General features: G+C 63.6%; 15 protein-coding genes. 5 read left to right on the top strand and 10 right to left on the bottom strand.

The features are described 5' to 3' along the window. Positions 1 to 26: 26 nt before the first annotated feature. Positions 27 to 1,034 carry a DUF2125 domain-containing protein gene (locus T8A63_RS03280; protein WP_322344969.1) on the top strand — a complete coding sequence of 336 codons (1,008 nt, stop codon included), beginning with the start codon at positions 27 to 29 and terminating at the stop codon, positions 1,032 to 1,034. A 7-nt stretch (positions 1,035 to 1,041) separates the two neighbouring features. On the opposite strand, the gene T8A63_RS03275 is transcribed toward T8A63_RS03280, so the two are convergent. From T8A63_RS03275 to T8A63_RS03255, 5 genes are all read right to left on the bottom strand, one after another. Then, on the bottom strand, positions 1,042 to 1,836 hold the full coding sequence (locus T8A63_RS03275) for an extensin family protein (RefSeq protein ID WP_322344968.1): 795 nt from the start codon (positions 1,834 to 1,836) through the stop codon (positions 1,042 to 1,044). Further along, positions 1,833 to 2,753, bottom strand: coding sequence for a prephenate/arogenate dehydrogenase family protein (locus T8A63_RS03270; RefSeq protein WP_322344967.1), 921 nt, complete (start codon positions 2,751 to 2,753; stop codon positions 1,833 to 1,835). The genes T8A63_RS03275 and T8A63_RS03270 overlap by 4 nt, the downstream gene beginning before the upstream one ends. Next, positions 2,753 to 3,835, bottom strand: coding sequence for a histidinol-phosphate transaminase (gene hisC / locus T8A63_RS03265; protein WP_322344966.1), 1,083 nt, complete (start codon positions 3,833 to 3,835; stop codon positions 2,753 to 2,755). Before hisC ends, T8A63_RS03270 begins: the two co-directional genes overlap by 1 nt. A 188-nt stretch (positions 3,836 to 4,023) precedes the next feature. After that, entirely contained in the window at positions 4,024 to 4,644 is a 621-nt protein-coding gene (gene rpsD, locus T8A63_RS03260; protein WP_007118979.1) for a 30S ribosomal protein S4, read from the bottom strand. Between the two features lie 168 nt (positions 4,645 to 4,812). After that, positions 4,813 to 5,382 (bottom strand): DNA-3-methyladenine glycosylase I, encoded by a 570-nt coding sequence (locus tag T8A63_RS03255; protein WP_300054903.1) that lies wholly within the window; start codon positions 5,380 to 5,382, stop codon positions 4,813 to 4,815. A 103-nt stretch (positions 5,383 to 5,485) separates the two neighbouring features. Here T8A63_RS03255 and T8A63_RS03250 point away from each other — a divergent pair, with 103 nt between their 5' ends. The 3 genes from T8A63_RS03250 to phbB all read left to right on the top strand — a co-directional run bounded on the left by T8A63_RS03250 (position 5,486) and on the right by phbB (position 8,467). Next, entirely contained in the window at positions 5,486 to 6,328 is an 843-nt protein-coding gene (locus T8A63_RS03250; protein ID WP_067629534.1) for an EAL domain-containing protein, read from the top strand. A 164-nt stretch (positions 6,329 to 6,492) separates the two neighbouring features. Next, positions 6,493 to 7,668 (top strand): acetyl-CoA C-acetyltransferase, encoded by a 1,176-nt coding sequence (locus T8A63_RS03245; protein ID WP_067629601.1) that lies wholly within the window; start codon positions 6,493 to 6,495, stop codon positions 7,666 to 7,668. Between the two features lie 76 nt (positions 7,669 to 7,744). After that, positions 7,745 to 8,467: an acetoacetyl-CoA reductase gene (gene phbB / locus T8A63_RS03240; RefSeq protein WP_067942768.1), complete on the top strand. Its 723-nt coding sequence runs from the start codon at positions 7,745 to 7,747 to the stop codon at positions 8,465 to 8,467. 188 nt (positions 8,468 to 8,655) lie between these two features. Here the strand turns inward: phbB and T8A63_RS03235 are convergent, their stop codons facing one another. The 3 genes from T8A63_RS03235 to T8A63_RS03225 all read right to left on the bottom strand — a co-directional run bounded on the left by T8A63_RS03235 (position 8,656) and on the right by T8A63_RS03225 (position 9,900). After that, entirely contained in the window at positions 8,656 to 8,820 is a 165-nt protein-coding gene (locus T8A63_RS03235) for a YdcH family protein (RefSeq protein ID WP_082849498.1), read from the bottom strand. A gap of 100 nt (positions 8,821 to 8,920) precedes the next feature. Beyond that, positions 8,921 to 9,688, bottom strand: coding sequence for a tRNA1(Val) (adenine(37)-N6)-methyltransferase (locus tag T8A63_RS03230; RefSeq protein ID WP_067629532.1), 768 nt, complete (start codon positions 9,686 to 9,688; stop codon positions 8,921 to 8,923). Next, positions 9,685 to 9,900, bottom strand: a complete 216-nt coding sequence (locus tag T8A63_RS03225) for a DUF2007 domain-containing protein (protein WP_067629600.1) — start codon at positions 9,898 to 9,900, stop codon at positions 9,685 to 9,687. Before T8A63_RS03225 ends, T8A63_RS03230 begins: the two co-directional genes overlap by 4 nt. Positions 9,901 to 9,955: 55 nt before the next feature. Here T8A63_RS03225 and T8A63_RS03220 point away from each other — a divergent pair, with 55 nt between their 5' ends. After that, the gene (locus T8A63_RS03220; protein ID WP_067629597.1) at positions 9,956 to 10,954 is read left to right on the top strand and encodes a polyprenyl synthetase family protein; all 999 of its coding nucleotides are present in this window, start codon (positions 9,956 to 9,958) and stop codon (positions 10,952 to 10,954) included. Here T8A63_RS03220 and T8A63_RS03215 read toward each other — a convergent pair. Together T8A63_RS03215 and T8A63_RS03210 are read right to left on the bottom strand one after the other, a co-directional pair. Continuing rightward, positions 10,951 to 11,823, bottom strand: a complete 873-nt coding sequence (locus tag T8A63_RS03215; protein ID WP_300054889.1) for a 4-(cytidine 5'-diphospho)-2-C-methyl-D-erythritol kinase — start codon at positions 11,821 to 11,823, stop codon at positions 10,951 to 10,953. The genes T8A63_RS03220 and T8A63_RS03215 overlap by 4 nt on opposite strands. Then, a complete protein-coding gene (locus tag T8A63_RS03210) occupies positions 11,820 to 13,529 on the bottom strand; it encodes a tetratricopeptide repeat protein (RefSeq protein ID WP_322344965.1) in 1,710 nt (569 codons plus the stop codon). The genes T8A63_RS03215 and T8A63_RS03210 overlap by 4 nt, the downstream gene beginning before the upstream one ends. Between the last annotated feature and the right edge of the window lie 12 nt (positions 13,530 to 13,541).

Here is a 13,541-nt window from a genome sequence, read left to right as displayed (position 1 = left end):
GAAGCACGATTTGAAGGGCTATCGAAATGCGGAAACTGGTTTGGCTGCTGATTGTGCTCGCCGTACTTTGGGGCGCGTGGTGGGCCACTGCGACGACGCAGATGCAAAGCACCCTGACCGGCCTGCTCGACACCCGCCGCGCGGCGGGGTGGGAGGTGACGCTCAAGGACATCAGCAAATCGGGATTCCCCCTCGCCTTGCAAAACCGGCTGAGCGGGCTTGCCGTGGCGGCCCCCGCCCGCAGCTTGGCATTTGAGGCCCCGCAGCTTGATCTTTCCGCCCCGGTCTGGTGGCCCGGCGACCTTTCTGCGCGCGCCTCGGTCGCAAGCGCCGCGCTGCCTGCGGGCGCGCTGCCTTTGACGCTGAATATACGTGACCTGCGTGCCGATCTGGCGCTGCACCCCGGGACCACGCTTCAACTCGAAGCGATTGAGTTCCGCAGCACGCATCTTGAGGTCAATGGCCCCGACGGGCTGTTGCTGGAAGCCGAAGAGCCCCGGATGCGGGTCACGCAGTCTTCGGGCGCGGCGCGGGACTATGACATTGCCTTGTTGCCCGGCGGAATTACCCCCGGCCCGCTGCTGCGCAAGGTTCTGGGGGACGGCGCGGTGCAGCCCGGCGGGCAGCCGATCCTGTCTGCGCGGATGGCCGTGACCTTTGCCCGTCCGCTGGATCGTCACAGCGCGGTGGCGGGCACCCTGCCGCAGATCGACGCGCTGACGGTTGAGAATGTCGATGCCGCATGGGGCGACGTGGCTCTGGGCGCCGAAGGCGCGCTGACCTTTGATGCCGAGGGCATTCCCGACGGGGTGCTAAGCCTACGGGTCACCAATTGGTCCAAACTGCTTGATGCGGGCGAACGTGGGGGTTTCCTGCCGCCCTCCATGCGCGGGCAGGTGAATACCATGCTGCGGCTGTTGGAGGCGCGGGGCAGCACGCCGGGCGGTCTGGATCTTGATCTGGTCTTTGCCGATGGGCAGATGGTCCTTGCGGGCCTTCCGCTTGGCCCGGCACCGCGATTGATCCAGCCCTAAGCGGCCCTTAGCGGCAGTAGCTGCCGCTGCGATACCGCGCCGTGTCGAAATGGAAATGGTCTTGGTGATAGCGGTCCGCTTCTGGCCCAAGCACCGTGCCGAACGGCCCGCAAGCACCCCGGTGCATCCGCCGCATCGCCTTGCTGCTGCGGCGGGCGCGCCAGCCTTTTAACACGGTGATCAAGCTGCCGTCCGCCAGTTCAAACCCGGAGATATCAATCGCGCGGCCCTTACCGTGCTCGGATATCTTGCCGCCTTTGCGGTTGTTCCGCGTCCGGCAAGCGTAATGCGCCGCGACCCTTAGCTCTTTCAGCCCGCCGCCCTGCCCCGCCAAAGCGGGCACCGCCGACTGGCGCACCCATGTGTCCAGCGCCTTGGCCGTGGTGCAATCCATCACCGCGGCATTGCTGAGCTTGATGCCTGAGACGGAGCGCACTTTGACCGCGTTCTCGACCCCGCAACCGTTGATCTTGCCGGGCACCCGGCCCACCGGCGTGCCCTGTATTGCCAAGTCTCCGCAGACCGCGCCCTTGGCCAACATCTGCCGACGTGCGCGGGCGGCTTTCTCGATCTTGCGGCTACGCAGCGCGGGGCGAAGCGAGGTTTCCATCCCCCGCCCCCCTTCAGCGGCAGCACGGCCGGCGGGGTCACGCTTGGGCTGTTCAATCGCGCCCGAGGGCACGACGATCAGCGGCAAGGTATCCCCATTGTCCCGCGGGACCGGGCGTGGCGAACTGTCCGGCCCCGCAGCGAGGGCGACTTGCCCCAGCACGATCAGCGGCAGGACAGCCCAGCCCTTCATGACTTGCGTGCCCCCCGGCCAAAGTCGGGCGCGTCGGTGTCCTGCCCCGCCTCGATAATGCCGCGCCTTATTGCGCGGGTGCGGGTGAAATAAGCGTGGAGGTGATCGCCGTCGCCAGTGCGGATCGCGCGTTGCAGGGCAAAAAGTTCTTCGGTGAAGCGGCCAAGGATCTCCAGCGTGGCGTCCTTGTTGGTCAGGAACACATCGCGCCACATGGTTGGATCGCTCGCTGCGATGCGGGTGAAGTCCCGAAAACCGGCGGCGGAATATTTGATGACTTCGCTGTCGGTCACCCGGCGCAGGTCGTCGGCCACGCCCACCATCGTATAGGCGATGAGGTGCGGCGCATGAGAGGTGACCGCAAGCACCAGATCGTGATGCTCGGCGTCCATCTCTTCTACATTGGCACCCGCCCCTTCCCAAAGCGCACGCAGCCGCGCGATGGCGTCCTTGTCTGTCCCCTCGACAGGGACCAGCAGACACCAACGGTTGTCGAAAAGCTCGGCAAAGCCGCTGCGCGGGCCGGAATGCTCGGTTCCTGCCAGCGGGTGCGCGGGGATGAAATGCGCGCCTTCGGGCAGATGCGGCCCCACCTGCGCGATCACGTCGGCCTTGACCGAGCCCACATCCGTCACCGTGGCACCGGGGGCCAGATGCGGCGCGATTTCGGCGGCGACGGCCCCCATGACGCCGACCGGTACGCAGAGCACCACCAGATCGGCGCCCCTAACGGCTTCGGCGGCGCTGTCGCAGACCCGGTCGCAGAGGCCGATCTCGCGCGCCGTGGCGCGGGTCTCGTCGCTACGGGCATAGCCTGAGACTTCGCCCGCCAGCCCGCCGCGTTTCATCGCCCAGAAAAGCGACGAGGCGATCAGCCCCAGCCCGATCAGAGCGACCCTGTCATAGACCTGCGCCATCAGCTGCCTCCCTTAAATTGCCGCACCGCATGGACCACGCGGCGGCAGGCGCTTTCGTCGCCTACGGTGATGCGCAAGCAGTTGGGCAAGTTGTAACCAGCCACCCGGCGCACGATCAGACCTTGGGACTTGAGGTAGTCGTCACAGGCCTCGGCCTCGGCCTGATTGGCGAAACGGGCCAGCACAAAATTGGCAAGCGATACATCCGAGGGCACGCCGATCTCGGCCAGCGCATCGGCGAGCCATGTCCGCCAACGGGCATTCTCGGCCCGGCAATGATCGGTATAGGCGCGGTCGCGGATCGCGGCCTCGGCGGCGGCAAGTGCGGCCTGCGAGAGGTTGAAAGGCCCCCGCACGCGGTTCAGCACGTCGATCACATGGGCGGGTCCATAGCCCCAGCCGATGCGCAGACCGCCCAGCCCGTAGAGCTTGGAAAAGGTGCGCGTCATCACCACGTTGTCGCGGCGGTCCACCAGTGCGGCCCCGCCGTCATAGCCCTCGACATATTCGGCATAAGCGCCATCGAGCACCAAGAGCGCCTGCGGCGGCAGCCCTTCGGCCAGCCGTTCGATCTCGGCCAGACCGATCATCGTGCCGGTGGGGTTGTTGGGGTTGGCGATGAACACCAACCGCGTCGCATCGGTACAGGCGGCGAGGATGGCATCTACATCGGTCACCCGCTCACGCTCGGGCACCTCCACGGGCGTGGCGCCCGCGGCGAGGGCAGAGATGCGGTACATGGCAAAGCCGTGTTCGGTGTGCACCACTTCGGTCCCCGGTCCGGCATAGGCTTGGCAAAGGAAGGCGATGATTTCATCCGAGCCCGCGCCGCAGATGATCCGCCCCGCATCAAGGCCCAGTACCTCGGCGATGGCGGTGCGCAGCGCGCTATGATCGGAAGACGGGTAGCGATGCAGGTCATAGGCCGCGCGGCGATAGGCTTCGACGGCGGCAGGGCTTGGCCCCAGCGGGTTTTCGTTCGAGCTGAGTTTGACCACGTTATCAAGGCCCGCGACATGCGCCGCACCCCCTTGGTAAAGGTCAATCTCCATAATGCCCGGTTGCGGTGCGATCTGTGTCATCTCGCTCTTTTCCTCACGCTACTGCCGCCCTTCTATCGGGGCGACAGCGGTGATGCCAGAATCATTCTGCATCCGCGCGTCCGCCGGACAGCCTGTTGCATCGCTGCGTCCCGGCCCAGCCCCGCGCAAAGAAAAAGGCCGCGCGGTTTGCACCACACGGCCTTTCGATTGTCGACTGGCGAAGAAACTTAGTTCTTCGCGTAGAATTCCACGACGAGGTTCGGCTCCATCACAACCGGGTATGGCACGTCGGACAGGCCGGGTGTGCGCACGAAGGTTGCTGTCAGCTTGGAGTGATCTGTCTCAAGGTAGTCAGGCACGTCACGCTCGGGCAGCTGAACCGCTTCCAGAACGGAAGCCAACTGCTTGGAACGGTCACGCACTTCGATGACGTCACCCTCTTTCACGCGGTAGGAGGGGATGTTCACTTTTTTGCCGTTCACACGAACGTGGCCGTGGTTCACGAACTGGCGCGCAGCGAAAACGGTCGCGACGAACTTGGCGCGGTACACAACGGCGTCCAGACGACGCTCCAGCAGACCGATCAGGTTTTCACCTGTATCGCCTTTAACACGCTCGGCTTCGCCGTAGATGCGACGGAACTGCTTTTCGGTCAGGTCGCCGTAGTAGCCCTTGAGCTTCTGCTTGGCGCGCAGCTGGATACCGAAATCGGAAATCTTGCCCTTACGGCGCTGACCGTGCTGGCCGGGGCCGTATTCACGACGGTTCACCGGGGACTTCGGACGACCCCAGATGTTTTCGCCCATGCGGCGGTCTAGTTTGTGCTTGGCAGCTGTGCGTTTGGTCACGGCTGTTCTCCTTTATAAGGCCCCGAGGGGCGGTAAAGGGCGTTGTCCTTTGGCCGAAGCCCGACAGGCTTCCCCTTGCGGGGTCCACCAACACCAATGAAGGGGCGCTTATACGGTGCCTTGGCCGGGAGTCAACGGGGGATTTCAGCGAAGACGATACGCCCTGCCTTAACGCGCCATCGCCGCACAGGGGCCGTGTCGGTGGCAGGTCAGAATATGATCGTTCACCAGCCCGCAGGCCTCCATCCACGCATAGGTGATCGTCGGTCCGCAAAATTTAAAACCGGCTTTCTTCAGGTCTTTGCTCACCTGTTCTGACAGCGCAGTTTTCGGCGGCACCTCAGCCTGTGTGGCAAAGCCGGGCTGTAACGGCACCCCATCCACATAGCGCCACATGAAGCTGTCAAAGCCCTCGCGTGCCTCCAGCTCCTGCCAAGCACGGGCATTGGTAATCGCGGCCTCAATCTTGCCCCGATGGCGGATGATGCCCGGATCGCCCAGCAGGCGCGTGACATCCGCCTCGCCCCACTCGGCAATCTGATGCGGATCAAACCCGGCGAAAGCGGCGCGAAAGTTGTCGCGTTTTTTAAGGATCGTGATCCAGCTTAGCCCGGCCTGAAATCCGTCGAGGATGAGCTTTTCCCACAACGCACGGCTGTCATATTCGGGCACACCCCATTCGGTGTCATGATAAGCTTGGTAAATCGGGTCATCCCCGGCCCAGTCACAGCGCTGCATCTTAACCCTCCCGCGTGATCCACCGCGGAAATCACCGCTGATTAAGACCGTGTTATCACCTTTGCGCCCATACCCACGGCAGGACAGAAAGAAGAGTACCGCCGTGCCCCGTCGATTCCAACGCCCTATCGCCGATATCCCCCCCGGAGGGGACAGCCCGCTTAACCATGCGATAACGCAACGCGATGCCGCGACCCTAGAAATGGTGCGCGACGCCGTGGCGCACCGTCAGACCCTGCTGGCCTTCCAGCCGGTCATGCGGGCCAGCGATCCGACGTCCATCGCCTTTCACGAGGGGTTGATCCGCCTGCTTGACCCCACTGGCCGCGTGATTCCGGCCAAGGATTTCATGCCGGTCATTGAAGATACAGAAACGGGTCGGCAGGTGGATGTTCTGGCCCTGCGCCTTGGCCTGAACGCGCTGCACCACCACCCCGGATTGCGGCTGTCGATCAATATGTCGGCCCGTTCCATCGGGTATCAGGAATGGACCCGCGTCTTGCGCCACTGGCTGGCCCGCGACGCGACCTTGGGCGAACGGCTGATTCTAGAGATTACCGAAAGCTCGGCCATGATGGTGCCGGAACTGGTGGCGAACTTTATGGATCAATTGCAGCCCTATGGCATTTGCTTTGCCATGGATGATTTCGGCGCGGGGCAAACCGCGATCCGCTATTTCAAGGATTTCTACTTCGACATCCTGAAACTTGACGGACAGTTCATTCGGGGCATCGCGACAAACCCCGACAACCGCGCCCTGACCGCCGCGCTGATGTCGATCGCCACACATTTCGACATGCTCACCGTGGCCGAATGCGTGGAGAACGCGGCTGACGCAGCGGTCCTGGTCGAGATGGGTGTCGACTGTTTGCAGGGCTACCATTTTGCCGCCCCCACGACCCGGCCCGCCTGGCTTGGGTTCGACCGCATGCGCGCCACAGGCTGACCGGGTAAAGAGGGTAACGCCATGTCGGCAGCGTGCCGCTGCCTGCTCAGTTGCCGCATTGCAGCGCATCCGCTATCACTACCTTAGAGGGACGGGAGCGCCCACGCCCGACGATGGCGCGTGTCGGTGTGCCCCCGCCCAACAAGGTAGAGGAAAGTCACATCATGACCAATGTCGTCATCGCATCCGCCGCCCGTACCGCCGTGGGCAGTTTCGGCGGGGCGTTTGCCAATACACCCGCCCATGATCTGGGTGCCGCCGTTCTAAAAGAACTGGTGGCCCGCGCCGGGGTCGACCCGTCCGAAGTCTCTGAGACCATTTTGGGGCAGGTGCTGACCGCCGCTCAAGGCCAGAACCCCGCGCGTCAGGCGCATATCAATGCGGGCCTGCCGAAAGAAAGCGCCGCTTGGGGCATCAACCAAGTCTGTGGCTCGGGCCTGCGCGCCGTGGCATTGGCGGCCCAGCACATCCAACTGGGGGATGCGAACATCGTCGCCGCTGGCGGTCAGGAGAATATGACCCTCAGCCCCCACGCGCAGAACCTGCGTGCGGGTCAGAAGATGGGCGATCTGCAGTTCATCGACACGATGATCCGCGACGGTCTGTGGGATGCCTTCAACGGCTACCACATGGGCCAAACCGCCGAAAACGTCGCCGAAAAATGGCAGATTTCCCGCGACCAGCAGGATGAATTCGCCGTCGCTTCGCAAAACAAGGCCGAGGCCGCGCAGAAAGCTGGCAAATTCGCGGATGAGATCGTCGCCTACACGATCAAAACCCGCAAAGGCGAGACTGTCGTTGATCAAGACGAATACATCCGCCATGGGGCCACGATGGAAGCCATGCAAAAGCTGCGCCCTGCCTTTACCAAAGACGGCTCGGTCACTGCGGCCAACGCTTCGGGCCTGAACGACGGTGCAGCCGGTGCCCTGCTAATGAGCGCGGATGACGCCGAAAAGCGCGGCATCACCCCGTTGGCGCGCATCGCCTCCTATGCCACGGCAGGTCTCGACCCGTCGATCATGGGCGTCGGCCCCGTCTATGCTTCGCGCAAGGCGTTGGAGAAAGCCGGCTGGAAACCAGAAGACCTCGACCTTGTGGAAGCCAACGAAGCCTTCGCCGCGCAGGCCTGCGCCGTGAACAAGGAAATGGGCTGGGATCCGGAAATCGTGAACGTCAACGGCGGTGCAATCGCGATTGGCCACCCGATCGGCGCTTCCGGTGCGCGCGTGCTCAACACTCTGCTGTTCGAAATGCAGCGCCGCGGGGCCAAAAAAGGTTTGGCGACGCTGTGTATCGGCGGCGGTATGGGTGTTGCCATGTGTCTTGAGCGCCCCTAAAACTACAGTTGGCGCGCAATTTTGTTGCGCGCCAAAACATGCAATTGCAAGAACATTACCTTGAGGGAGGGATTATATGTCACGCATCGCTTTGGTCACCGGGGGAAGTCGCGGGATTGGCGCGGCCATTTCGACCACGCTGAAAGACAAAGGCTATACCGTCGCCGCCACCTATGCCGGCAATGACGAGGCCGCCGCGAAATTCACCGAAGAGACCGGCATCAAGACTTATAAATGGAACGTGGCAGATTACGACGCCTCCAAAGCCGGGATCGAACAGGTCGAGGCCGATCTTGGCCCCATCGAGGTGGTTGTCGCCAACGCAGGCATCACCCGCGATGCGCCTTTCCACAAGATGACCCCCGATCAGTGGAATGAGGTCATCGCCACCAACCTCACCGGGGTGTTCAACACGATCCATCCAGTCTGGCCCGGCATGCGTGAGCGGAAATTCGGCCGTGTCGTCGTGATCTCTTCGATCAACGGCCAGAAAGGTCAGTTCGCCCAAGTGAACTATGCCGCGACCAAGGCGGGCGATCTGGGCATTGTGAAGTCATTGGCCCAAGAGGGCGCGCGCGCAGGCATCACCGCCAATGCGATTTGCCCCGGCTATATCGCGACTGATATGGTCATGGCCGTGCCCGAGAAGGTCCGCGAAAGCATCATCGCGCAGATCCCCGCGGGGCGTCTGGGGGAGCCTGAGGAAATCGCCCGCGCGGTGGCCTTCCTCGTCTCTGACGACGCGGGCTTCATCAATGGTTCGACCATCTCAGCCAATGGCGCGCAATTCGTCGTTTGATCGACGCCAGCATGGAATCGAAAAGGCCAGCCCCTCGACGGGCTGGCCTTTTTCATTGCGGCGGGAGGGGCCGTTCACCCGTCACGCTCAGTATCGCTTCTGGCATCCGCCTGCCCTACGCAAAGGCTGCCGCCCCGCCCCAGCGAAACGACAGCCCTCGAATGAAAATCTCAATTCACGGGTGAGAGTCAGCTCGACAGGCGGCTAATCTCCTCCTTCAGGCGCAGTTTTTCCTTTTTCATGGAAGCCACTTGTAAATCGTCCATACCGGGGGCGCGTTGCGCGGTTTCCACCGCCTCACTCATCGCCTGATGCTTCCGCTTCAGGGTGTCCAGATGTGCGTTCAAAGCCATACAATCCTCCATGATTGGTGTGTGGAATTTCAGTGGACCACAGCGCGACCCACAAGTCACGCAGCACCGCAGCATAGGGGTGAAGTTGGTAAAAAAACGCTTAAGAAGTAGGATAAGTCAGTGGCGCCCCGCGACGCAGGACCGCTTCAATTTCCGGCACATAGCTGTTGCCATCCGATTCATGCCGCGCGCCAAGGTGCATAGCGTAGCTGTGATAGAGCCGAAAAGCACCGCGGCCATTCTTGCGGGCACGCAAGAGAATCAACTCCGGCATTCGCCCCGCGCGCGAGGCCAGAGGCAGCACTTCGACCGATCCCATCTCATGTGGAAGGGCGGCCAGAATCTCGGGCAGCCGTTCTGCGCGGTGGATAAAATGTGCCTGCCCTTTGGGTTTGAGCCGCCGCGCCGCGGTGCGGACCCATTGCCGCAGCGGCGTGGCTTCGCCCAAAGCGGTCTCTCGTCCCGGATCGCGGGACTGAACCGAGGCGGCGCGGTCGAAATAGGGCGGATTGGCCAGAACGTGGTCAAATTGTCGCTGGCGCAGATGCAGGGGCATGTCGGTCAGATCGGCCTCGACCACCTCAAGCGCCGCGCCGCCATTGCGCCGCGCGAGTTCGGCGTAGGCAGGTTGCAGTTCACACCCCGTCAGCGTCAGTCCCGGCACCCGCGCGCCCAGACAAAGCACCGCCGCACCGACCCCGCAGCCCAATTCCAGCACGCTTTGCCCCGCCGTGGCCTCAATGCTCGCGGCCAGCAAAACAGGGTCCACCCCGGCGCGGTAGCCCCGCCCCCGGCGCGGCTGCCAGAGGTGCAACTTGCCGCCCAGAAAGGCGTCACAGGTCAGGTCATCTTCGGCAAAACGGGTCACAGCCCCAGCGGAATCTCATTATCGCGCATTACCCGCACAGCGGCGTCATGGTCATCGGGGTGCACCATCAAGCGGCGCGGGAAAATCCCGATGCCGCCTTCGAGCACGCTCATGTTTACGTCCATTTCAAAGCAGTCTATATCCTCCCCCCTGAGAAGGGCGGTGGCAAAGGCGATGATGGTCATGTCGGTGCTGCGCAAAAGTTCCTTCATATCAAAGATGTAGAGCCGGATCACCGGCATGTCGAGCGGGACGCGGGAAATGATGATGAAAAGTGATGCAACGGCCAAACCGCACGACCGCATGGCGGCCTATCTGAGCGATGATATGGCGGCAGTCAGCGCCCTGATCCGTGAGCGGATGGCGTCAAAACACGCGCCCCGCATACCCGAAGTCACCGCCCATCTGGTCGAGGCTGGCGGCAAGCGCCTGCGCCCGATGCTGACACTGGCCGCGGCGCGGATGTGCGGCTACGGCGGCCCCTACCACGTCCATCTGGCCGCTACGGTGGAGTTCATTCACACCGCGACGCTGCTGCATGACGATGTGGTGGACGAAAGCGCTCAACGGCGAGGGCGGCCTACGGCGAACCTTTTGTGGGACAACCAGTCGTCGGTGCTGGTCGGCGATTACCTTTTCGCGCGCAGCTTTCAGTTGATGACCGAACCGGGCTCGATGCCTGTGATGCGCATCCTGTCCAATGCTGCTGCGACGATTGCAGAGGGCGAGGTGTTGCAACTGACCGCAGCGCAGAACCTTGCCACGGATGAACAGGTTTACCTGCAAGTCGTGCGCGGCAAGACGGCGGCGCTGTTCTCGGCTGCGACCGAAGTGGGCGGCGTAATTGCCGACGCGCCAGAGGGTCAGGTCAAAGCGCTTTACGACTATGGGGACGCGCTTGGCATCGCCTTCCAGATCGTTGACGATCTATTGGACTATCAAGGCGATACAGGGGCGACGGGCAAAAACGTCGGCGACGATTTCCGCGAGCGCAAACTGACCCTGCCAGTGATCAAAGCCGTTGCCAAAGCCGATGAGACCGAGCGCGCGTTTTGGGTACGCACCATTGAAAAGGGCAAACAGGAAGAGGGCGATCTCGACCATGCGCTGATGCTTTTGGGCAAACACGATACGCTGACGGCAACACAGCGCGATGCGCGGGACTGGGCAGAAAAGGCCCAATCGGCCCTTGCCCCCCTGCCCGACCATGAGTTGAAAGACATGTTGATCGATCTGGCCAACTACGTCGTCAGCCGGATCAGCTAAGCGGCCAAGATCGGCGCGGCGGCGACCCACCACTGGGGCGCGGCACTGCTGATGCGGTGGGCCGCGTCCTCGGCCTGCGACGCGGTGGCGTAGAGACCGAAACAGGTCGCGCCCGAGCCGGACATCCGCGCCAGCGCCGCATCGCTCAGCGCCTCCAGACAGGCCCCGATGATCGGCTCCCGCGCGATGGCGGGCGCGGCGAGGTCATTGCGCTGTTCGCCCAGAAAATCGATGAATTCAGTAAAGCCCGTGAAGGTCGGGATCACCTCCGGCATCGGCGGTTGGTTCTTATCGGTCAGGGCTGCGAAAACGGCAGGCGTGGGCACATCGACGCTGGGATTCACCAGCACCATATGGCAGGGCGGCAACGGCGAAAGCGGCGTGAGGATCTCCCCCACCCCCTGCATCCGCTGCGGGCCGCGCGTCAGGCAGACCGGCACATCCGCCCCGAGCCGCGCCGTGTCTGCGGGCAATGGGACGCCCCAATGCGCGGCAAGCAGGTCCAAGGCCGCCGCCGCATCGGCAGAGCCGCCGCCGATCCCTGCCGCCGCGGGCAGGTGTTTCTCCAGATGCAACGCGGCACAACGGCCCGCGCCCGCATCCAGCATTTCTGCCGCGCGCAGGACAAGGTTGCGGGCATCGGTCGGCACCCCTTCGGCCCGCGGGCCGCTCACGCTGAGGGTCAGGGCGTCGGCAGCCGCCACATGCAGCGCATCGCCCACGCCCGCCCGCACCACCAGCGAATCCAGCAGGTGATAGCCGTCAGCGCGCTGGCCGGTGCAATGCAGGGTCAGGTTCACCTTGGCCCAAGCCATCCGCGACGCCGCAGCGCCGGGACCAGCGGGTGCCCCTTCGTTCGAAAGGTTCATTCGTCTGCAGCAACCTTCAGCGGGGCCGCACCCTCTTCGGACAGCACGGCATCGAGCCCGACTTCCAGCTTGCGGCGCATCCGCTCGGGGTCAGCCTCGGAATCCGCATCCGTCAGGTCCACGAAAGACAGCGCCCGACGCCACTGGAACTCGGCCTCCCGCTGGCGGCCCACGGCCCAGTAGACATCGCCGAGGTGGTCGTTCACCACAGGGTCCACCGGCTCCAGTTCCACCGCGCGCTCCATCTGCTCGACCGCCTCTTCGTAGCGGTCCAGACGGTAGAACACCCACCCCAGCGAATCGACGATATAGCCACTGTCGGGGCTGGCCGCGACGGCGCGTTCGATCATGTCCAACGCCTCGTCCAAGTTGCGCTGCTGTTCAACCAGCGAGTAGCCGAGGTAGTTCAACACCTGCGGCTGCTCTGGGTTCAGTTCAAGTGCGGCGCGGAAATCGGATTCTGACCCCTCCCAATCACCGCTGCGTTCTTTGGCGATGGCACGGGCGTAGAACAGCACCCAGCGGGCGCGGGCGGTTTCAGGCGTCAACGCGAGCGCCTCGTCGTAGGACGCGATGGCCGCCTCATAGTCTTCCTCGGCGCGCAGCATGTCGCCCAGCGTGGAATGCACCACCGCCAGTTCCCCATGACTGCGGGCGAGTTGCTCCAGCACTTCGATGGCCTGCGCCGTCTTGCCCGAGCGCCGCAGCGCATCGGCGCGGCCCAATTCCGCAGCGTGATAGGCGGGGCTGTCGGCAGGCAGGGATTTGTACTCGGCAATCGCCAGATCATGCTCGCCGAGGTTCTCCAAAAGGCTGGCCGTCAGCAAAAGCGCATCGACATGATCGGGGCGCAGATAGCGCGCGATGCGCGAGTAGAGCAGCACATAATAGTCCCCCGCCGCCTCATTGCGCAGGACGGCGGCGAAGGTGAAAAACACCTCGGCCATGCCCGCTTGGGCGTCGGGCATATGGCTGAAGGGGGCCGGGGCCTCTTGCTGCAGGGCCCCGATCAACCGCGCGATTTCGGGATCGGTATCTGCGCCAAAGCCGTCCGAGAGCACGGCCAGTGCATCGTCGCTGCGCCCCAGTTGGCCAAGGATCTCGGCATGGGCCATGACCCCGCGCCGGGTCTGGCCCGCAGCACCCGCCGCGCCACTGTCAAAGATCGCCTCAGCCCCTTCGAAGTCACCCACACTCGCTAGCGCGAGGGCCTTGTGATACATCACAAAGCCCTGCATCCCGGCCTCTTCGCTCAACCCGTCAAATGCGGCCATTGCGGCGGTGACATCGCCTGCGCCCATATGCGCCCAAGCCTGCACCAACCCGCCGACCCAAGGGCCGATGGAAGATGTGTCCCGCTCTAGCAGGGCCTTGTAATCACCCTCTTTCGCCATGGCGGCCACGAGGGTCATCTCGGCCACTTGGCTCTTGGTGCCGAGGGTGATCATGTTGCGCGCCAGCGGCAGCGCCTTATCCACCCGCCCAAGCGAGAGATAGGACAGCACCGCGCTTTCCATCAGTTCGATGTTCTTGGGATCACGGGCCAGCGCCTCGGTGTAGTAGCGCGCGGCCTCGGGGTAATCGCTGTTCACGGCGGCATGCCGCCCGGCCAGATAGGGGCCCGCGATCGACTGCGCCATCAGTGGCGCAGAAAGGCCGATGCAAAGCGCCGCAACGCTGGTGAAACCTAGGACATTCCGAAACATGCAAACCGCCTC

Source organism: Sulfitobacter sp. OXR-159 (assembly GCF_034377145.1).
Taxonomy (GTDB): domain Bacteria; phylum Pseudomonadota; class Alphaproteobacteria; order Rhodobacterales; family Rhodobacteraceae; genus Sulfitobacter.
The sequence above is the reverse complement of the archived record's forward strand: the minus strand, read 5'-3'. Positions and strand labels throughout refer to the sequence as shown.

What these genes read in the sequence shown, in the direction of transcription:
- T8A63_RS03280 (WP_322344969.1), top strand. Translation starts at nt 27, where the DNA reads ATGCGGAAACTGGTTTGGCTGCTGATTGTGCTCGCCGTACTTTGGGGC.
- T8A63_RS03275 (WP_322344968.1), bottom strand. Translation starts at nt 1,836, where the DNA reads ATGAAGGGCTGGGCTGTCCTGCCGCTGATCGTGCTGGGGCAAGTCGCC.
- T8A63_RS03270 (WP_322344967.1), bottom strand. Translation starts at nt 2,753, where the DNA reads ATGGCGCAGGTCTATGACAGGGTCGCTCTGATCGGGCTGGGGCTGATC.
- hisC (WP_322344966.1), bottom strand. Translation starts at nt 3,835, where the DNA reads ATGACACAGATCGCACCGCAACCGGGCATTATGGAGATTGACCTTTAC.
- T8A63_RS03255 (WP_300054903.1), bottom strand. Translation starts at nt 5,382, where the DNA reads ATGCAGCGCTGTGACTGGGCCGGGGATGACCCGATTTACCAAGCTTAT.
- T8A63_RS03245 (WP_067629601.1), top strand. Translation starts at nt 6,493, where the DNA reads ATGACCAATGTCGTCATCGCATCCGCCGCCCGTACCGCCGTGGGCAGT.
- phbB (WP_067942768.1), top strand. Translation starts at nt 7,745, where the DNA reads ATGTCACGCATCGCTTTGGTCACCGGGGGAAGTCGCGGGATTGGCGCG.
- T8A63_RS03235 (WP_082849498.1), bottom strand. Translation starts at nt 8,820, where the DNA reads ATGGCTTTGAACGCACATCTGGACACCCTGAAGCGGAAGCATCAGGCG.
- T8A63_RS03225 (WP_067629600.1), bottom strand. Translation starts at nt 9,900, where the DNA reads ATGAAGGAACTTTTGCGCAGCACCGACATGACCATCATCGCCTTTGCC.
- T8A63_RS03220 (WP_067629597.1), top strand. Translation starts at nt 9,956, where the DNA reads ATGAAAAGTGATGCAACGGCCAAACCGCACGACCGCATGGCGGCCTAT.
- T8A63_RS03215 (WP_300054889.1), bottom strand. Translation starts at nt 11,823, where the DNA reads ATGAACCTTTCGAACGAAGGGGCACCCGCTGGTCCCGGCGCTGCGGCG.
- T8A63_RS03210 (WP_322344965.1), bottom strand. Translation starts at nt 13,529, where the DNA reads ATGTTTCGGAATGTCCTAGGTTTCACCAGCGTTGCGGCGCTTTGCATC.